We start from the raw sequence: 18,531 nt of genomic DNA on the forward strand, positions 1-18,531 counted from the left end.
CGCGACCAGAGCACCGATCACCAGATCGACGCGCTCGCCGCGGCGGGGGTGGCCGCAGAGAACATGTTCATCGAGAAGGTGTCCGGGAAGCTGTCCTCGCGCCCGAAGCTGGATCTGATGCTGGACAAGCTCCGTGCCGGCGACGCGTACGCGCGGGTGGTGGCGCCCCTGCCGGATCTGGCCGAGTTCAGCCCGGTGCCGCGTCAGGCGTGAGTGCCGCCGTCGATGCGGATCTCGGTGCCGGTGATGAACTCGCCGTCGTCGGAGGCCAGCATCGCCACGACGCCCGCGACCGACTCCGGGCGCCCGACCGGGTTGCCGACCGGCGTCGCGAGATCAGTCGGCAGGATCGGCAGGAGCTTGCCGAACAGCGCCCAGTCCACATCCTGAGGCATCCACGTGCCCGCGTTGTCGGTGATGCCGCTCTTCACGCTGCCCGGCGCGACGCTGACCGCGCGCACGCCTTGCTTGCTGTACTCCAGCGCCAGCGAGTGCGTGAACGCCTGGATCCCGCCCTTGCTCGCCGCATACGCCGCCATGTACGGGTGCGCGAACGCTGCGGACGTGGAACTGAAGTTGATCACCACGCTCTTCCCGGCGGCGATCAACGCCGGCAGCGCTTCGCGGGTAACCAGGAACGTGCCGGTGAGGTTCACCGCGACGATCCGGTTCCAGAACTCCAGCGACGTCTCGTGCGTGTGGGAGGCCTGCAGGATTCCGGCGGCGTTGACGAGCACGTCGAGCCCGCCGAGGTGCTCGACCGCGGCCGCGGTGCCCTTCACCACCGACTGCTCGTCGGCGACGTCCATCACGAAGGTCTCGAGGCGCGGGTCGCCGGCCAGCTCGGCGGTGCCCGCGACGGTCTCCGCGGACACGTCGGTGGCCACCACCCGCGCCCCCTCCGACAGCAGACGCAGCGTCGTGGCGCGGCCGATGCCGGAACCGGCACCCGTCACGAGGATCCGGCGATCGTGCAGACGAGTCATGCTGCTCCCTGAGGTTGCTCCGACGATCACCGTACCGACTTCACCACTGCCTGCCACGGCGCAGTTTCGCCGGCTCCGGCGTGGACACGTGCCCGATCCGGTACCGCACGGGGTCCTCGTCCGGTGCGTCCCCGGCCCACAGCGTGTAGCGCACCAGCTCCCAGCCGCGCGGGTCGATCACGAGCGCGACCGAATGGACGCCGGCTCGCCGCGCGTGCTCGGTCAGATCCGCCACCGCCGGCGTGATCGCGTCACCCGGGAGCACCTCGCGCGGCAGGATCTCCGCGCGTTTGCCCGCCGCGCGGGGTGTGGTGCCGAACGCCGGCCCCTCCTCGAACGCGAGCACGGTCCAGTGCGGCACGGGCGGGCGTCCGAAGTCGTCGACGATGCCGCGGAACCCGCCTTCCCACAGGAACGCGTGCATCCCGGCCGGATCGTGCCACAGGTAGAAGGGGGAGTACTGGTTGAGCGCCGAGCCGTCGACGCCGCGTTCGCGCACCCCGTACGCCTTGAGCCCCAGCCCGGGGAACTCGTCCAGCAACGACGGCCCGCGCTCGCGCACCCTGCGGTGGATGATCTGCATGTCGTAGTCGGCGGGCAAGGTGATCTCGTAGTGCATGGCGTGCACAGGCGACCTCCGATCGTCGAGGTCCACACTAGGAGGGCGGGGCATGGGGGCGTACGGGTTTGTGGGAGCCGGGGAGATCACGGCGGCGATCGTCGAAGGACTCAGCGTCGAAGAAATGCGTCGAGGCACCTGCGGTCTTCCTGTCGCCGCGCGGCCGGCAGGTCGGGCAGGAGCTGGCGGCGCGGTTCCCGAACGTCGCTGTCTGCGCGAGCAACCAGGACGTCCTCGACGCGGCACCAGTGGTCGTGCTCGCACTCCGGCCCGCCATGGCCCGGGAAGTGGTGGCAGAGCTGGACTTCCGCCCGGACCACGTGGTGCTCAGCGCCGTGGCCGGGGTGGCGCTGTCGACATTGCGCGAGTGGACCGCACCGGCCGCGCACGTCGTGCGGACCATCCCGCTGCCGCAGGCCGCCCGCCGGCAGAGCCTCACCGCGCTGTTCCCCGACCACCCCATCGCCCGCGACCTGTTCGAGCCGCTCGGCGGAGTGGTCGTCCCGCCCGACGAACCCACGCTCGACGCCTTCGGCGCCGCCACTTTCGCCGCGCACCTGGACTACCTGACCACGATCGCGGGCTGGCTTGCGGGCCACGGCGTCGAACCCGGCGCCGCCGACGCCTAAGTGACGCACTTGTTCGCGCAACTGGGCCAGTCGCCGGGCACCGCGTTGCTCACCGAACTGACCGCGAAACACACCACACTGGGCGGAATCAACGAGCAGCTGATGACCGCGCTGCGCCACGGCGGCGTTCCCGGCTCGGTGCGCCACGCCCTCGACGCGGTCCTGGCCCGGCTGCGCGAATAGCTCAGCTTTCCTTGCGCGCCAGCAGATAAGCCTGCGGCGTCTTCTCCCGCGGCCCCCTCGCGCGGACCAGTCGGGCTTCCACCGTGAACCCGGCGACGGTGAGCAGCCCGGCGACGAAGTCCGGGTCGAGCCGGTAGGCGTAGAGCGAAATGTCGTGGCCATAGCTGTGGGTCAGGTGCCGGCGCTCGGTCCCGACCTGGAACGCGGTCAGCAACCGCCGACCCGGCTCGAGCACGCGCGCGAGCTCCGCAACCAGCACCGGCAGCCGCTCCGGCGGGGTGTGGATCAGCGAGTACCACGCGAGCGCGCCCGCCAGCGACGCGTCCTCCAGCGGCAACGCGGCCATCGACCCGACCTCGAACTCCAGCCCCGGGTGTGCCTCGCGCGCGACCTCCACCATGCCAGGGGACAGGTCGATCCCGAACACGGCCAGCCCCCGACCCGCCAGGTAGCCCGTGATCCGGCCCGGACCGCACCCGAGATCCCCGACGCGAGCGCCGGCGCCGACGAGCTCGGTGAAGGTGTCCAGCATCGCGCGGTCCCACGGGCTCGCGGCGAGGTCGTCCTTCAACAGGTCGGCATAGGACACCGCGACGGTGTCGTAGGCGGTGCGAGTGGCGGACACGAAGTCGATTTCGGAGGCGGTCATGACCGCGGACGCTACCGCGCCGAACGCCCCCGCGTCCGCCCTTTGCCCACCAAACCCGGCGCCGACTACACCCGGGCGCGGTCGATGATGGCCGAGGTGTCCGTGCCCGCCGGCAGCGTGCCGAACGCGATGCCCCAGTCACCGGCGAAACGCGACGCGCAGAACGCGTCGGCCACCGCCTGATCACCGTGGCGCACGAGCAGGGAACCCTGCAGCACCAACGCCATCGACTCCACCACACGCCGCGCGCGGAACTCCACGTCGTCCAGATCGGACAGTTCCTTCTTCAACCGGTCCACCGCGTCGTCCAGCCGCGCGTCGGCACCGGCGGACTGCTCGACCTCCGTGAAGAACGCCGCCACCGACTCCGGCTGACGACCCATCGCACGCAACGCGTCGAGCGCCGCCACGTTGCCCGAACCCTCCCAGATGGACATCAGCGGAGCCTCGCGGTAGAGCCGCGGCATCCCCGACTCCTCGACGTACCCGTTGCCGCCGAAGCACTCCAGCGCCTCGGCCGCGTGCGTCGGCGCCCGCTTGCACACCCAGTACTTCGTGACCGCCAGCCCGAGCCGCCGGAACGCCTGCTCCTGCGCGTCATCCGGCCGATCGCCCGCCGCCGCGAGCCGCATCGCCACCGTCGCGGCCGCGTCGGACTCCACCACCAGATCGGCCAGCACGTTCGCCATCAACGGCTGATCCACCAGCGCCTTGCCGAACGCGTGCCGGTGCGTCGCGTGGTGCACCGCCCGCACCGCACCCAGCCGCATCCCCGACGCACTGCCGAGCGCGCAGTCGAGCCGCGTGTTGTTCACCATCTCGATGATCGTGCGGACCCCACGGCCCTCCTCGCCCACGAGCCAGCCCACGGCGTCCTCGTACTCGATCTCCGACGACGCGTTCGACCGGTTACCCAGCTTGTCCTTCAGCCGCTGCAGGCGGATCGGGTTGCGGCTGCCGTCGGGCAGCACGCGGGGGAGCAGGAAACACGACAGACCACCGGGCGCCTGCGCCAGCGTCAGGAACAGGTCCGACATCGGCGCGGAGGTGAACCACTTGTGACCCACCAGCCGATAAGAACCGTCGGCGACCGGGCGCGCGGCCGTGGTGTTGGCTCGCACGTCGGAGCCGCCCTGCTTCTCCGTCATCGACATGCCCGCGATCAGCCCGCGCTTGGTGCTCGGCTCCCGCAGCCCGAATTCGTACTCCGTCGCCGCCAGCAGCGGCTCGTACAACGCCGCCAGCTCGGGGTTGGCCCGCAGCGCCGGGACCGCCGCGTAGGTCATTGAAATCGGGCACGTGTGGCCCGCCTCCACCTGACCCCACACGTACAGCTTCGCCGCCCGCGCCGCGTGCGCCCCGGCCCGCTCGTCACGCCACGGCGCGCCCTGCAGCCCGTGCGACACGGCGACGCTCATCAGCTCGTGCCAGTACGGGTGGTACTCGACCTCGTCGATCCGGTTCCCGTACCGGTCGTGCGTACGCAGCACCGGCTCGTTCTCGTTGACGATCCGGCCCCACTCCTGCGCCTGCTCGCTCCCGGCGAGCCGGCCCAGCTCGTGGACCTCCTCGGCCGCCCAGCCCGCGTCCGCGCGCTCGAGCGCCTCGAGCAGCGCAGGATCCTCCGCGACGTCGTAGACCAACGGCGGCACCTGGTTGGTGACCTCATGCGTGGCGGACATCGGAACCTCCCAAAGACCGGACGACGAACGTCCGCAACTCGACGACATCACTCACCGCGCCGCCTCGCAGCGGCCCGATCAACACCTCCGCGGCAGCACCCACCAGTGCCGCCGCGGTCAGCACGGAATCCTGCGCGGGCAACGCACCCGAGCGCACCCCGGCGGCCACGTGTTCGGCCACCACGTCCCGGAACGCCCGCCGGAACTCCAGGCGCTCCGCGTCGATGAGCGCGTCCACCGGCTCGGCGAGCAGCGCGTACGCCAGCCGCGGCGCCTTCAACGCGCGTGCCGCGAACGTCTCGAACACCGCCGCCACCCGTGCGGCCGGCTCACCCGGCCCCGCCGACGCCTCCCGCACCGCCTCGACCTCCCGTGTCACGACCTGGCGGAACACCCGCACGACCAGTTCGGCCTTGGTGGGGAAGTGGCGGTACACCGTGCCCACGGCGACCCCGGCCCGCTCCGCGACAGCCGCGACGGAACAGCCCGCGTAGCCGTGCTCGGCCAGCTGCTCGACCGCCGCGGCGACGATCGAGTCGCGCAGCGCGTCGAGGCGCTCCTGCACCTTGGGGGTCCTTCGGTAGGGCACGTCAAGAAGTGAACCACTGATTCATTACTTCGGTCAACCGTACCGTTCACCCAGCTCACGACCCAGACGCGCCAGGTTGGCCCGCACCTCGGCTCCAGCACCTCGGCCCGGGCAGACAGCCGGCAACCTGCCGGGCGAGCAGCTCGGCCGTCGGCGCTGCCAGCTCCACCCGCAACCGGCCGCCTTCCTCACCGAGCACCATGCACTGGCGGCCGAACTGCCGGCGAGCCCAGGGGAGGAGCGGCTTCTCGACCAGCACCGACGCCGTCGCGCGACCCCGCCGGGTTTCCACCTCGGCGGCGACCTGCTCCTACTCCCGGCCGAGGTCTTCCTCCGGCTGCTCGGCGAGCTCGTCCGTCACGGTCACCGCCGAGATCCGGTCCACCCGGAACGTCCGCCGGCCCTGCACGGTCCCCGCGACGAGATACCAGACACCGTCCTTGTACACAAGCCCCCACGGATCCACCAGCCGCCCCGCAGCCTCGCCACCCCAGCTCGTATACCCCAGCGCGACCTTGCGCCCGCGCACCACCGCCTGCTGCAAGCAGCTCCACGAACTCCGGCTCTTCCCGCAGCTCACGACCCCACGCCGCCGGATCCAGCACCACCGCGCCCGCCGCCGCCTCCGCGTCGGCCCCGGAACGTCTCCGGCAACGCCCGCCCCAGCTTCCGCAACGCCGACCGGACGTCAGGGGACAGCCGACCCGCCGGCCCCGCCAGCACGAACAATGCCCGCGCCTCCGCCGCCATCAACCCGCTCAGATCCGTCCGCGCCCCACCGACCAGCTGCCACCCGCCACCCCGCCCGGCCTGCGGATACACCGGCTGGCCGGCTGCCGACAGCGCCTCCAGGTCCCGTCCCGCCGCGCCGTCGACACCGACACTTCCAGCTCCTCCGCCAGCCAGGCCGCCGTCACCCGGGGCCCCGCGCCTGCAACACCAGGAGAGCCGCCACCAGCCGGTCCTCTCGCACGGCCCGATCCTCCGAAAAAAGTGCTCGGCGGATGAGCACTTTTCCATGCTTGGCTGAGTACCACGACAAATCGGACACCACAGCGAAAGGACCAGCTCATGCTGCGAGGAATGGCCACCCTGACCTTCTCCGCCGACGACCTCCGGGCCGCCCAGGCCTGGTACACCGACGTCCTCGGCATCGAGCCCTACTTCTCCCGCCCCGGCTACATCGAGTTCCGCCTCGGCGACCACCAAGCCGAGCTCGGCATCGTCGACCGCAAGTACCTGCCCCCGGCCCCCGGCGGCCCCGCCGGCGCGGTCCTGTACTGGCACGTCGACGACCTCACCGGCTCACTCGACCGTCTCCTGGCCCTCGGCGCGAAGGAACACGACGGCATACGCGAACGCGGCCACGGCTTCGTCACCGCCTCCGTCGTCGACCCGTTCGGCAACGTCCTCGGCATCATGTCCAACCCGCACTACCTGGAGATGCTCGCCACCGGCTGAGCCCAGCGCCTCGGACCACGCGCGCGATCCGGGGCACAGGGGAGTGGCTCACGCGGCTCGACGACCCGGATCAGCTCGCGCCCGAACCCGATCGACTCGGCGACGACGGTGGCACCGGGCTCGGCGGGGAGTCCACCGGCTGACAGGAACCGTTCACCGTTCTGCGCGCAGTAATCCAGAATGTCGGCGGACCAAATCCACTTCCAGATAACCGAAACGGGTGATCTTGCCCATTTCGACTTCTCGCGCAGGATCCGCGTCGCACGAGCGACGATCCGAGCCCGTTCCGCTACCGGCCGGAATTTCCAGTCCTCGCCTTTTTTGGTGACCTCTTCGAAACCGCGAACGAAGGCGGGGCTGAAGGGGGATGGTGTGCCTTCGAGCATTGCGCCGGGTCACGGTTCGAACCGGTCCCTGCCGGACGTAGGTCCACGCGGCATACGTGCGCGCGCGTGAATGGCGCGGGAATCGAACGGCGGTCAAAAGCCGGCCGAGACGGTCAGGTAGCGCGGCCGGTCGTGAGGAGAGGCTGAGTGCAGCCCTGATCAGCCTTACTTGACATAATGTACATTATCGGCGCATGGCCGACGTGCTGAAGGAAGCAGGGAGGAGCCTCAGGAGGCTGATCCGAGTGGTGTGAGCACCTGCAGACGAGAGTGTGCTCGGTTAGCCCGCCGGTGCGCCGCGATCCGCACCCGACCGATCGCCCGCCACGCGACGGGTCCCGAGTGAGCCTTCCGCAGTCCGTCCGGAGACTTCCGCGGACATCCCCGAGTTCAGGCATCAGGACCGCCCGAACCCCCCGTGCAATTCGTCACCGTGACGAATTGCACGGGACTGGGCGGACATCGAAAGCACGAAACCAACACGCGCACCCGACGCGCCGACAGTCAATCAGCCCTCGCCGCGCCGCCCGACCCAACCTCAGGCGGCCACTCGAACAGATGAACGATCCCTCGGCAAAACTGCGCAACGGCAAGGAACTCACCGAACCGGCCAGGCGAGCCAAGGACGCGAGACTGGGGGAACCGTTGTCCCCCAAGGGGATTCACCCTCACCACCGCCAGGTTTCATGCATAATCGCCATTATGCAGCATACCGGACAAGCATCCGGACGCCAGAACTGTCGGTGCCGTGCTGTACAAGATCCATATGCTGGTTTCCGAGGCACAGCAAGCGTTCTTCGCGGCACGGCGGCCGCGCAAGGACTCGCCGCACACCACCGCCGCCTACCGTCGTGATCTGGCCGGGATCACCACTCTCCTGCTCCAGGAGCTCGGGCGAGCACCCGAGGAACTGGACGTCGAGCATCTGACGGCGCCGGCGCTGAGGGCGGCGTTCGGCGCTTTCGCCGATGGGCACGCGAAGAGCTCGGTGCTGAGGGCATGGTCGACGTGGAACCAGTTCCTCACGTTCTGCGTGTCCGACGGGCTGCTGGCGGGCAATCCCATGGGCGCGGTCGCCCGGCCCAAGACTCCCCCGCTGGTGCCGAAACCGTTGCGGGGTGAGGAAACTCCGGAACGGTTGCTGTCCGCGGCGGCTGGCGGTGCGCGGCGCGCGCGGGATCCGTGGCCGGAGCGCGACGTGCTGGTGCTGGCACTCGGGCTGGTGGCGGGATTGCGGGCGGCGGAGATGCGGGCGCTGACGCCACGTTCGGTGGTGGGCCGGGACGGTGAGCTGCGGTTGCACGTCTCGGGCAAGGGCAGCCGCGACCGGTCGATCCCGGTGCAGCCGGTGCTGGCGAAGCTGATCGAGGACTACGGGAAGTCGTGCCGGCGGCGGTTTCCGCAGTCGCGGTTCCCGGCGTCGGAGCCGTTGCTGCGCGACCGGGCGGGCGAGCCGATCGGGCGTGGGGCCCTGGAGTACCTGGTGAAGTCGTGTTATCGGTGGGCGGGGTTGCACGACCGGGTGCCGGCGGGCGCGAACCTGCACGCGTTGCGGCACACCTTCGCGACGCGGTTGGCGGAGGACGGGGCGACGGCTTCGGAGATCATGATGTTGCTGGGGCACGCGAGCCTGGCCACGAGCCAGAACTACATCGAGGCGACGGGCCGGGAGCAGCGGGCCGCGGCGGCGAGCAACCGGACGTACCGCGCGCTGGATGGGCTGGGCGCGGGTGATGCGGGCTGAGCGCTCAGTGGGCGGCGAGGTAGTGCTCGCGCAGGACGTGCTTGCGGATCTTGCCGGAGCCGGTAAGGGGGAACTCGGTCACGAACTGCCACACCTCGGGTGTCTTGTGCGGTGCGAGGTGTTCGCGGACGTGGGCGAACAGTTCTTCCTCACCGACGTGGGCACCGGGGCGCAGGAGCACGAAGGCGCCGACTTGTTCGCCCCACTCGGGGTCGGGAATGCCGACCACGGCGACGTCGGCGACGGCGGGGTGGTCGAGCAGGACGTGTTCGATCTCGCGGGGGTAGATGTTCTCGCCCCCGCGGATGATCATCTCTTTCACGCGGCCTTCGATGGTGAGGTAGCCGCGTTCGTCCATGCGGGCGAGGTCGCCGGTGTGGAGCCAGCCTTCGGGGTCGATGGCGGCGGCGGTTTGTTCGGGCATGGCGTGGTAGCCGGTCATCACGTGGTAGCCGCGGGTGCAGAGCTCGCCGGTCTCCCCCGTGGCGGCGATTTCGCCGGTGAGGGGGTCGACGATCTTCACGGAGCAGGCGGGCAGGGCGCGGCCGAGGGTTTCGGCGCGGTCGTCGGCGCTGTCGGCGGGGGTGGTCATGGTGATGCCGGGTGAGGCTTCGGTCTGGGCGTAGATGATGCACATCGGGACGCCGAGAGCGGCTTCGATGCGGCGGACGAGGGCGGGTGGCACGGTGGCGCCGCCGCTGAGGGCGTAGCGGACCGAGCTGAGGTCGGTCTTGGGGAAGTCGGGGTGGCCGAGCAGGGCGAGGAGCATGGTGGGTACGCCGCCGAAGACCACTCCCCTCTCCTGTTCGATCAGGGCGAGCTGCAGCGCGGGGTCGAACCAGGGCATGAGGACCTGGGTGCCGAGGGTGGCGATGGGGGCGAGGGTGGCGAGCACGCAGCCTGCGGTGTGGAACAGGGGCATGGGGTTGACGAAGTTCTCGCCGGGTCGCATGTCGAGCGTGCGGGCATAGGAGAGCAGGGCGTTGTTGGTGATGCCGCGGTGGTGGAGGACGGCGCCTTTCGGGGCGCCGGTGGTGCCGGAGGTGTACTGGAGCTGGGCGGGGTCGCCGGGTTCGACGGTGGGCAGGGCCTGGGTGGGCAGCCCGGAGGCGCGGAAGGCGCGCCAGTCTTCGAACCGGATGGTTTCGCGCAGATCGGGCAGGTCGGGGCGGACGTGGTCGAGGATGGCGGCCATGGGGGTGCCGCGGTATTCGCTGACGAGGAACACGCCGGAGGCGCCGGACTGGCCGAGGACGTAGCGGAGTTCGGCTTCGCGCAGTGCGGGGTTGACGGTCACGAGCGTCAGGCCGGCGAGGGCGGTGGCCATTTGGAGCAGGACCCATTCGGGGATGTTGTTGGCCCAGGTGGCTACGCGTTCGCCGGGTTCGAAGCGACCGAGCAGGGCGCGGGCGGCGGCTTCGGCTTCGGCGAGGAGCTCGCTGTAGGTCCAGCGGCGGCGCGCGTCGGGGTCGGGCAGGCCTTCGACGAGGGCGGGTGCGTCCGGAGCTTGGGCGGCGGCTTCGCGGAGCAGGCCGCCGACGGTGAGCTCGCGGACGGCGTCGAGTTCGGTGGCGGGTGTGAACGCGGCCTTCGTCACGGGCGTCTCCCTCGCTTGGCCGGCGCACGGCTTCGCTGCCGGCAGTCCCCCGGGGACATTCCGGACTCTAGTCCGCTCGGCGGGCCGGTGGAGCCGCTTGAATTCACGGCGGAGCCACGTGAAATCTCGGTGGAGCCGCGTGAGTTCTCAGCGGAGCTGCTCGAGGTCTTTCGCTGCGTGCACGATTTCTTCGGCGAGGCGGCGGAGCTCGTCGGCGTCGGCGCCGTCGTGGGTGGCGGTGGCGATGTCTTCGGCGGCGCAGCGCAGTTGGAAGAGGCGGTCCTGCAGAGCGGCGATCTCGGTGTCGGAGAGCACGACGGCGTCTTCGGGCAGGCCGCTGCGCTGCAGGGCGGTGCGGCGTTCGTAGGCGCGCTGGCGGCAGGACTGCCCGCAGTAGCGGCGGCGGCGGCCGACGTTGCCGCCTTCGGGCAGGCGGCGGCCGCACCAGCCGCAGTGCTTGGGTGCGGTGCTGCGGCGCGGTACGACCAGTTCGTCGCCGGTCATCGGGTGCTCGGCCAGTTCCCTCACCCGCCAGACCCTAGCTGGCCATCGTGTTCTCATGCCGAGGCCATGCCGGTGGAGGACACTGTGGGGATGCGCCCACCGTTTCCGTACCTGTCCGATCCGCTTCCCCGTGCGTTTGCCCACCGCGGGTGGCACCTCGACGAGCTGGCGGGGATGGAGAACTCGTTGCCGGCGTTCAAGCGTGCGGTCGAGGAGGGTTACCGGTACGTCGAGACGGATGTGCACGCGACGTCGGATGGTGTGGTGGTGGTGCACCACGACGACACGCTGGACCGGACAACCGATGGTGGCGGGTCGATCGCGGCGCAGACTTGGGATCAGGTGAAGGGCGTCAAGATCGGCGGGCGGGCGCAGCTGGCGCGGCTGGAGGATGTGCTGGAGGAGCTGCCCCAGGCGCGGTTCAACGTGGATGTGAAGGCGAACGGCGCGGTGGAACCGTTCGTGCGGGTGCTGGAGCGCACGGGTGCGTTCGACCGGGTGGCGGCGGCGTCCTTTTCGGACTCGCGGCTGGCGCGGCTGCGGCGGCTGGCGGGGCCCAAGCTGCTCACGGCGATGGGGCCGCGGTCGGTGTTGATGCTGTGGACCAACGGGTGGGTGCCGCTGCTGCCGTTGAGCCGGTTCGCGGGCGGGTTCCTGGCTCAGGTGCCGGTGAAGCAGGGGCGGCTGACGGTGGTGGACCGTTCGTTCTTGAAGGTGGCGGGGCGGGCGGGGTTCGAGGTCCACACGTGGACGATCGACGACCCGGTGCAGATGCGGGCGCTGCTGGACCTGGGTGTGCACGGCATCGTAACGGATCGGCCGGACCTGCTGCGCGATGTGCTCGTCGAGCGGGGTGTGTGGCCGCAGGCCGGCTGAGTCCCGGCGTGTCGGGTCACCTGGGGCGTTTGCCCTGCCAGGCGGCCTTCCACGTCAACGGGCCGAGGCGGCCGGAGTCCTTGATGGCGTTGGCGCGCTGCAGGTCGAGCACGGCGGTTTTGGTTTTGTCGTAGTAGCAGCCGGTGCCGGTGAAGCCGTAGCCGAAGGCGTTCATGCGTAGCTGGAACGTCTTGAGCGCAGGCGCGCAGTCGCCGTAGGCGTAGACGACACCCGGCCAGGCGGGCATGGCGCCGGGCGGCGCGGGTGGTGCGGGCTGGGGTTTCGGGGGCGGCGGGGCGGGCAGGCCGGTGCCGCCCATGTAGGCGGATTCGTCGTAGGACGGGATGCGCTTGCTGCGCGCGTCGGCGTCGCCGGTGAGCTTGAGCATCCCGGCGCACTGCCAGGGCTGCCAGCCGCGCATGCGGTAGAGGTAGAGCGCGCGGTAGTCCTGTTCGCGCGGGCTGGCCTGGTCGGGGCGGCCTTGGCCGCCGATGCTGCGCCAGGTGGGCAGGTCGAACTGGTAGGCGCCGTAGTAGCCGTTGCCGGTGTTGATCGTGTAGCGGCCGCTGGCCTCGCACATGCGCAGCTTGGCCCAGGAGCCGGCCGAGGGGTCCGCGGACGCGGCGCCGGCGACGGCGAGCTGCAGCCCCAGGACGGCGGCCGCGAGGAGCAGGATCCTCACGGCACCGCGGTGAGCAGTGCGAACGCGGTTGTTCATGGGGTGCACAGTAAGCACGTGACCCTTTGACCACAAGAGTCACACCACACTCACCAGCCTCACACAAAACGGCAAAGAAACGCGTGATCGACACGCCTCGCGCACCATTTCGAGATCCTTTCGGCTCAGTGCGGACGATCGGCGGGCGACGAACCGGACACGGTTTACCCGTTCGGCGGTGTCGCGCGCGGCCGCCCCAGTAGTGTGCCGCCTGACCTGGAGATTCGCGACCGCTGAGGAGCCGTGGATGACGCTGGCCGAGACCCGTGACAAGAAGCGGGAACGGTGGGGCTGGTACTTCTACGACTGGGCCAATTCGCCGTTCTATTCATCGGTTACGACCGTGTTCGGCGCGCTCTACATGAGCACTGTCGCGGCGGCGGAAGCGAAGCAGAACATCACCCTTAACGGGGACAAGGCGTGCTTGGACGCGTCCGGTGTGGACGACAAGCTCCACAACTGCGATGTGTCGTTGTTCGGGCTGCATTTCCCGGCCGGTTCGACGTGGGGTTACCTGCTTTCGGTGGCGACGGTGGTGCAGGTGCTGGTGCTGCCGATCGCGGGCGCGGTGGCCGACCGCAGCCGGAACAAGCGGCGGATCCTGGGCTGGTTCGCCTGGCTGGGCGCGGTGGCGTCGGCGCTGATGTTCTTCATGGCCGGCTCCGACTGGCAATGGGGCGCGGCGCTGTTCATCGTCGCGAACATCGGTTACGGCGGTTCGCTGGTCGTCTACTACTCGTTCCTGGTCGACATCGCCGAGCCCGACGAGCGTGACGACGTGTCCGCGAAAGGCTGGGCGTTCGGTTACCTGGGCGGCGGGCTCGCGCTCGCGTTGCAGCTGGCGTTCTACCTCAGCCGCGACGCGCTGGGCGTGGACACGGGCACGGCGGTGCGGATCTGCTTCCTGACCTCGGGCCTGTGGTGGGCGGTGTTCACCATCCCGGTGCTGCGCGCGCTCCCCCGCGTCCACACGCCGGTGGCGGCCGAGCGCGGGGTGTCGGTGCTGCGGGCCGGGTTCCGGGAGCTGCGGCGGACGGCGGTGCAGGCGAAGGCGTTTCCGCTGACGCTGGCGTTCCTGGGCAGCTACCTGCTCTTCGCCGACGGGATCTCGACGGTCGTGGCGGTGTCGGCGCAGTACGGGAAGGACGAGCTGCGCTTCTCCGACGAGGTGCTGATCATCACGGTACTGGTGATCCAGTTCCTCGCCTACGTGGGCGGGGTGCTGCACGGGCTCGTGGCGCGTCGGCTGGGCGCGAAGCGGACGATCCTGGGGAGCCTGGTGCTGTGGGTGGTGGTGCTGGCGGGTGCGTACTTCATCCAGCCGGAGCAGCCGCTGCAGTTCTACGCGGTGGCGGTGGGGATCGGGCTGGTGCTGGGCGGGACGAACGCGTTGTCGCGGTCGCTGTTCAGCCAGATGATCCCGGCCGGGAAGGACGCGCAGTACTACTCGCTCTACGTCGTGGGCGAGAAGGGCACGTCGTGGCTGGGTCCGCTGGTGTTCGCGGGCGTCGGGCAGGCGACGGGGTCGTTCCGGCTGGCGATCGTCGCGCTGGTGATCTTCTTCGTCCTCGGGTTCGTGTTCGTGGCGCTGGTGCCGGTGCGGCGCGCGATCGTGGCGGCCGGGAACCGTCCGCCCGCCGTGCTGTGAGCGGACGGGCCGGGGCCGGATAGGGTCGATCGTCGTGACTGCCCTCGAAGAAGCCGTGCCCGACGATCCCACCGACGCGCTGTCCCCGGTCCCTGCCGCGCGCGCCCGGGGCGGCCGCCTGAAGTTCTGCTACGGCCCGATGGACTGCGGGAAGTCGACGCTGGCCCTGCAGATCGACCACAACCACGCGCGGCAGGGCCGGCGCGGGCTGGTGCTGGTGCGCCACGACCGGTCCGGGGCACCACAGATCAGCAGCCGGATCGGGATCACGCGCCGCGCCACGGAGGTCGGCACGCGCACGGACGTGCGGGACCTGGTGCGTGAGCGCTGGGCCACTGGGCAGCACGTGGACTACATCATCGTCGACGAGGCGCAGTTCCTCTCCCCCGCGCAGGTCGACCAGCTGGCGGAGCTGGCCGACGAGGCCGGTATCGACGTGTACTGCTTCGGGATCGCCACCGACTTCCGCAGCCGCCTGTTCCCGGGCGCGGGCCGGCTGTTCGAGCTGGCCGACGAGCTGCAGCCGGTGCAGGTCGAGGTGCTGTGCTGGTGCGGGCTGCCGGGCCGGTTCAACGCGCGCGTACGGGACGACGAAATACTCCGTGAGGGTGACACCGTTGTAGTAGCAGACACTGAACAGTCTGTAGTTGAACCTTCAGCTTCGGCACGTTCCGATGCTGAATCAGCTACGGTCCGTTATCAGGTATTGTGCCGCCGGCACTTCCGGTTGGGTGACTTGGGGCCCGCGACGGCCCACCACGGTCAGTTACGGTTGTCGTGAACGGAGCGGCAGTAGCCCAACTGGGGGATATCCGCACTTGGAAGGCGGTGTCTGCGTCACGCCGGAGCGCGAAACCTGTCCCAGTAGAGGAAGCTGATGCCGAAGGGTGACCCAGCTCATCGTGAGCAACGACATGGTTACCGGGGAATCCCCCGGACGCCGCGTTCGTTGCATAGGGTGAGCAACACCCTGGCTCCACCCGGAGCTGACTGAAAGGACCCCATCATGGCCGACCGTGTTCTCCGTGGAAGCCGGCTGGGAGCGGTCAGCTACGAGACCGACCGCAATCACGACCTCGCCCCACGCCGCACCGTGCGCTACGCGTGCCCCAAGAACCACGAGTTCGAGGTGCCGTTCTCCGACGACGCCGAGATCCCGACCGTCTGGGAATGCCGCCTGCACGGCAGCGAGAGCGAGATCGTCGACGGCGGGCAGCCCGAGCAGAAGAAGACCAAGCCCCCCAGGACCCACTGGGACATGCTTCTGGAGCGCCGCTCCATTCCCGAGCTCGAGGACCTGCTGAACGAACGTCTCGCCGAGCTCAAGGGACGCCGGACCAGCCGGTCCGCGTGAGCCTCGGCCAGTAGCTGGCTCCCACCCATCCCCGATCGATCGGCCCCCGTGATCTCCCTCCACGGGGGCCGATCGCATGTCCGGGGCGGTTACGGCGGGTTGCTTCCCTGGAGGATCCGCCAGCTGGTCTGCGTGGCCGGCCGGAGCAGATGGGTTCCCGTGCCTCGGAGGGCGACGAGCGCGGTGAGGCCCGGATCGAGTGCGTCGAGGTCACGACCCCGGAAGAGAATCCGTGTGAGCTCGAGGTCGAGGGCCGCCCCGGATTCGCGAACGAGGTCGAAGCCTGCGCCCTCCGGCTCGGGACGGATCCGGTCGAAGCGAGCGCCGAGACGGGCCGGCCCGAGGAGACAGCGCAGGGTGACGGCCACCTCGTTCTCGTCCACCACGTCGACCTGATGGATCTCCAGTTCCAGCACGCGCACTTCGTGGCATGAGAAATCCGCCGCCACGCGGACCGGAACGGCGGACTCTCGTGGTTCCCTGGTACGTCAGTGCCGGCCGAGCAGGCGCTTGACCTGTTCCAGGCGCCGCTTCACGCCCCATTCCGCCACACGGAAAAAGGCTTCGCGCATGATGTCGCCGCTCATCTTCGACTGGCCGATCTCGCGGTCGGTGAAGGTGATGGGGACCTCGACGATGTCGAAGCCCGCGTCTGCGGTGCGGCGGGTGAGGTCGATCTGGAAGCAGTAGCCGTGGGAGGCGATCTCGTCGAGCTCGAGCTTCTCCAGCACGGGCCGGCGGTAGGCGCGGAAGCCGGCCGTCATGTCGGAGACCTTGAGGCCCAGCGCGATCCGCGAGTACAGGTTCGCGCCGCGCGAGAGCAGCTGCCGGCTCAGCGGCCAGTTGACCGTGCTGCCGCCGGGCACGTAGCGCGAGCCGATGGACAGGTCGGTGTCCGCGACGGCGTCCAGGATCCGCGGCAGGTCCTCCGGGGCGTGCGAGCCGTCGGCGTCCATCTCGACGAACGTGGCGTAGCCCTGCGCCAGCCCCCAGCGGAACCCGGCGATGTAGGCCTTGCCCAGCCCGGCCTTCTCCGTGCGGTGGAGCACGTGGACGCGCTCGTCGGCGGCCGCCCGCTCGTCGGCGAGCTCACCGGTGCCGTCCGGGCTGCCGTCGTCGACGACGAGCACGTGGACGTCCGGGAGTGCCTTGTGGAGCCGGTCCAGAACCGGGCCCAGGTTCTCCCGCTCGTTATAGGTCGGGATCACCACCAGCACCGGCTCGATTCCTTCGGCCCCCCGCGGCGCCTGCGCCATCCGTCTCCTCCGAATCCGGCGGATCAGCCCGCCGCTTCCCCTGCTGTCGTGCCGGCGCTCGCGCGCCGAGTGCGAAAACGGAGTACGAACCCGCCGGCGACACCGGCGATCGCCAGTGCCAGCAGTCCGTACTCCGTCCACGCACCGAGTCGATCCGACAGCGTAGTCTGCGTCCGCAGCGGCACGCGGCCGACCAGGGCGTCTGCGGTGAAAAGGCCGGTTGAGCTGGTGATCGTCCCGTCGGGGGCCACCAGGGCGCTCACGCCGGACGTGGCCGAGACGACCACGGCGCGCCCGTGTTCGACCGCGCGCAGCCGCGACATCGCCAGCTGCTGGTAGCTCATCTCCCCCGGCCCGTACCACGCGTTGTTGGTCGGCACGACGAGCAGCTCGCCGCCGTCGTCGGTCGCCTCGCGTGCGGGGTAGTCGAACGCGGTCTCGTAGCAGATGAACACGCCGACCTTGGTGCCCGCGACCGACAGCGCGGCGTTGGCGCCGTCACCGGGGCGCATGTCGGCGGTGTCGTCGACGAACGGGGTGACCAGCCGTGCGATGTCGCGGGCGGGCACGTACTCGCCGAAGGGCACCAGCTGCTGCTTGGCATAGCGCTGGCCCTGCCCGGTCTTCGGGTCCCAGACGATCACGGAGTTCTGGGCGGTGCCGTCAGGCAGGCGGTAGAGCGCGCCGATGATGGCGGGCACACCGTAGGAGTTCACCATCTGGTCGACGGCCGGGTCGTCGCCGTCGAGGGCGGTGGCGGTCTCGGGCCACACGAGCAGGTCGGGTTTGGCGACCTTGCCCGCCTGAATCTGCCCGAGCAGCTTCGCGCTCTCGGCGAGGTGGTTCTGGCGCAGCACGTCGCGCTCGCCTTCGAGCGCGATGCCGATGTCGGGTGCATTGCCCTGGACGGCGGCGACGGTGAGCGAGCCGTCCTGCGCGTCGGTGCCGATCGTGGGCCACACGGCGAGCCCGGCGACGACCGGCAGCAGTGTCAACACGAGTGGGGCGATGAGTTTGCGGTCGCGCAGCTTCCGCGCTGCCCACAGGCGCGCGGCCAGCGCGGCGAGGCCGAAGCCGCTGAGCACCACGGCGAGTCCGACGAGCGGTGCACCGCCGACCGAGGCCAGCGACAGGTACGCGCCTTCAGGCTGGCTGAACGCGACGCGGCCCCACGGGAAGCCGCCGAGCGGGAACCACGCGCGCGGCGTCTCCAGCGCGACGAACACCAGCGCCCCCCACAGCGGCGCCAGCGGCAGCCGGGACACGAGCCGGATCAGCACCCCGGCGAGTCCGAAGTAGAGCGACAGCGCGCACGACAGCCCCAGCCACGGCCACGGCCCGAACTCCCGGCCGAGGAAGTCCTGCAGCCACACCAGCAACGCCAGGAAGAACACGACGCCGTAGACGAAGCCGTAGCCGAACGCGCCGCGCAGCGACCGTCCACGAAGGACGAGCGCGAACCCGGCGAACGCGATCGGCGCGAGCCACCACAGCGGTCTCGGCGCGAAGCTGAGGTAGTACAAGTAGCCCGTGGCACCGGCGGCGCCGAGCCGCACCAGCCACGCGCGTGAGAACCGCGGTCGTTTCCGCCGTTTGGAGGTCGTTTCGTGCGGAGCGCCCGGTTCGGGGTCCACGACAGTCACTGCCACA

At 70.2% G+C, this 18,531-nt stretch carries 22 protein-coding genes; 9 read left to right on the plus strand and 13 right to left on the minus strand.

From position 1 onward, the window contains the following. The coding region (locus tag AB0F91_RS26155; RefSeq protein WP_360601416.1) for a recombinase family protein at positions 1–213 on the plus strand (213 nt) is incomplete at its 5' end. Here the strand turns inward: AB0F91_RS26155 and AB0F91_RS26160 are convergent. After that, positions 204–986 carry an SDR family oxidoreductase gene (locus tag AB0F91_RS26160; protein ID WP_360601418.1) on the minus strand — a complete coding sequence of 261 codons (783 nt, stop codon included), beginning with the start codon at positions 984–986 and terminating at the stop codon, positions 204–206. The genes AB0F91_RS26155 and AB0F91_RS26160 overlap by 10 nt on opposite strands. A gap of 40 nt (positions 987–1,026) precedes the next feature. Then, positions 1,027–1,605: a DUF4865 family protein gene (locus AB0F91_RS26165; protein WP_360601420.1), complete on the minus strand. Its 579-nt coding sequence runs from the start codon at positions 1,603–1,605 to the stop codon at positions 1,027–1,029. A gap of 68 nt (positions 1,606–1,673) precedes the next feature. Here AB0F91_RS26165 and AB0F91_RS26170 point away from each other — a divergent pair, with 68 nt between their 5' ends. Together AB0F91_RS26170 and AB0F91_RS26175 are read left to right on the plus strand one after the other, a co-directional pair. Then, a complete protein-coding gene (locus AB0F91_RS26170; RefSeq protein ID WP_360601422.1) occupies positions 1,674–2,234 on the plus strand; it encodes an NAD(P)-binding domain-containing protein in 561 nt (186 codons plus the stop codon). Beyond that, positions 2,235–2,417 (plus strand): hypothetical protein, encoded by a 183-nt coding sequence (locus AB0F91_RS26175; RefSeq protein ID WP_360601424.1) that lies wholly within the window; start codon positions 2,235–2,237, stop codon positions 2,415–2,417. A gap of 1 nt (position 2,418) precedes the next feature. On the opposite strand, the gene AB0F91_RS26180 is transcribed toward AB0F91_RS26175, so the two are convergent. From AB0F91_RS26180 to AB0F91_RS26195, 4 genes are all read right to left on the minus strand, one after another. Continuing rightward, positions 2,419–3,066, minus strand: a complete 648-nt coding sequence (locus tag AB0F91_RS26180) for a class I SAM-dependent methyltransferase (RefSeq protein WP_360601426.1) — start codon at positions 3,064–3,066, stop codon at positions 2,419–2,421. Positions 3,067–3,131: 65 nt separating this feature from the next. Then, positions 3,132–4,748, minus strand: coding sequence for an acyl-CoA dehydrogenase family protein (locus tag AB0F91_RS26185; RefSeq protein ID WP_360601428.1), 1,617 nt, complete (start codon positions 4,746–4,748; stop codon positions 3,132–3,134). Continuing rightward, the gene (locus tag AB0F91_RS26190) at positions 4,732–5,337 is read right to left on the minus strand and encodes a TetR/AcrR family transcriptional regulator (protein WP_360601430.1); all 606 of its coding nucleotides are present in this window, start codon (positions 5,335–5,337) and stop codon (positions 4,732–4,734) included. Before AB0F91_RS26190 ends, AB0F91_RS26185 begins: the two co-directional genes overlap by 17 nt. A gap of 310 nt (positions 5,338–5,647) precedes the next feature. Then, positions 5,648–5,881: a WYL domain-containing protein gene (locus tag AB0F91_RS26195; RefSeq protein ID WP_360601432.1), complete on the minus strand. Its 234-nt coding sequence runs from the start codon at positions 5,879–5,881 to the stop codon at positions 5,648–5,650. 527 nt (positions 5,882–6,408) lie between these two features. On the opposite strand from AB0F91_RS26195, the gene AB0F91_RS26200 reads away from it, so the two are divergent. Beyond that, the gene (locus AB0F91_RS26200; RefSeq protein WP_360601434.1) at positions 6,409–6,798 is read left to right on the plus strand and encodes a VOC family protein; all 390 of its coding nucleotides are present in this window, start codon (positions 6,409–6,411) and stop codon (positions 6,796–6,798) included. Here the strand turns inward: AB0F91_RS26200 and AB0F91_RS26205 are convergent. Continuing rightward, positions 6,771–7,184 carry a hypothetical protein gene (locus AB0F91_RS26205; protein ID WP_360601436.1) on the minus strand — a complete coding sequence of 138 codons (414 nt, stop codon included), beginning with the start codon at positions 7,182–7,184 and terminating at the stop codon, positions 6,771–6,773. The genes AB0F91_RS26200 and AB0F91_RS26205 overlap by 28 nt on opposite strands. Before the next feature lie 748 nt (positions 7,185–7,932). Here AB0F91_RS26205 and AB0F91_RS26210 point away from each other — a divergent pair. Further along, positions 7,933–8,928 carry a tyrosine-type recombinase/integrase gene (locus tag AB0F91_RS26210; protein WP_360601438.1) on the plus strand — a complete coding sequence of 332 codons (996 nt, stop codon included), beginning with the start codon at positions 7,933–7,935 and terminating at the stop codon, positions 8,926–8,928. A 4-nt stretch (positions 8,929–8,932) separates the two neighbouring features. On the opposite strand, the gene AB0F91_RS26215 is transcribed toward AB0F91_RS26210, so the two are convergent. Both AB0F91_RS26215 and AB0F91_RS26220 read right to left on the minus strand, forming a co-directional pair. After that, a complete protein-coding gene (locus AB0F91_RS26215; protein ID WP_360601440.1) occupies positions 8,933–10,525 on the minus strand; it encodes an AMP-binding protein in 1,593 nt (530 codons plus the stop codon). A gap of 147 nt (positions 10,526–10,672) precedes the next feature. Further along, positions 10,673–11,029: a hypothetical protein gene (locus AB0F91_RS26220; protein ID WP_360601763.1), complete on the minus strand. Its 357-nt coding sequence runs from the start codon at positions 11,027–11,029 to the stop codon at positions 10,673–10,675. A 90-nt stretch (positions 11,030–11,119) separates the two neighbouring features. Here AB0F91_RS26220 and AB0F91_RS26225 point away from each other — a divergent pair, with 90 nt between their 5' ends. Continuing rightward, positions 11,120–11,905, plus strand: a complete 786-nt coding sequence (locus AB0F91_RS26225) for a glycerophosphodiester phosphodiesterase (RefSeq protein ID WP_360601442.1) — start codon at positions 11,120–11,122, stop codon at positions 11,903–11,905. Between the two features lie 16 nt (positions 11,906–11,921). Here the strand turns inward: AB0F91_RS26225 and AB0F91_RS26230 are convergent, their stop codons facing one another. After that, complete coding sequence (locus tag AB0F91_RS26230) at positions 11,922–12,623, minus strand: transglycosylase family protein (protein WP_360601444.1); 702 nt, start codon at positions 12,621–12,623, stop codon at positions 11,922–11,924. A 247-nt stretch (positions 12,624–12,870) separates the two neighbouring features. Between AB0F91_RS26230 and AB0F91_RS26235 the strand changes: the two genes are divergently transcribed. The 3 genes from AB0F91_RS26235 to AB0F91_RS26245 all read left to right on the plus strand — a co-directional run bounded on the left by AB0F91_RS26235 (position 12,871) and on the right by AB0F91_RS26245 (position 15,625). Beyond that, positions 12,871–14,271, plus strand: coding sequence for an MFS transporter (locus AB0F91_RS26235; protein WP_360601446.1), 1,401 nt, complete (start codon positions 12,871–12,873; stop codon positions 14,269–14,271). 34 nt (positions 14,272–14,305) lie between these two features. Further along, positions 14,306–15,052, plus strand: a complete 747-nt coding sequence (locus AB0F91_RS26240; protein ID WP_360601448.1) for a thymidine kinase — start codon at positions 14,306–14,308, stop codon at positions 15,050–15,052. Between the two features lie 225 nt (positions 15,053–15,277). Then, positions 15,278–15,625, plus strand: a complete 348-nt coding sequence (locus AB0F91_RS26245) for an RNA polymerase-binding protein RbpA (RefSeq protein ID WP_091613651.1) — start codon at positions 15,278–15,280, stop codon at positions 15,623–15,625. 89 nt (positions 15,626–15,714) lie between these two features. Here the strand turns inward: AB0F91_RS26245 and AB0F91_RS26250 are convergent, their stop codons facing one another. From AB0F91_RS26250 to lnt, 3 genes are all read right to left on the minus strand, one after another. Further along, positions 15,715–16,047 (minus strand): hypothetical protein, encoded by a 333-nt coding sequence (locus AB0F91_RS26250; RefSeq protein WP_360601450.1) that lies wholly within the window; start codon positions 16,045–16,047, stop codon positions 15,715–15,717. 66 nt (positions 16,048–16,113) lie between these two features. Further along, positions 16,114–16,881: a polyprenol monophosphomannose synthase gene (locus AB0F91_RS26255; RefSeq protein WP_360601452.1), complete on the minus strand. Its 768-nt coding sequence runs from the start codon at positions 16,879–16,881 to the stop codon at positions 16,114–16,116. Positions 16,882–16,904: 23 nt separating this feature from the next. Then, entirely contained in the window at positions 16,905–18,530 is a 1,626-nt protein-coding gene (lnt, locus tag AB0F91_RS26260; protein WP_360601454.1) for an apolipoprotein N-acyltransferase, read from the minus strand. Between the last annotated feature and the right edge of the window lies 1 nt (position 18,531).

This window comes from Amycolatopsis sp. NPDC023774 (assembly GCF_040639695.1).
Classification (GTDB): domain Bacteria; phylum Actinomycetota; class Actinomycetes; order Mycobacteriales; family Pseudonocardiaceae; genus Amycolatopsis.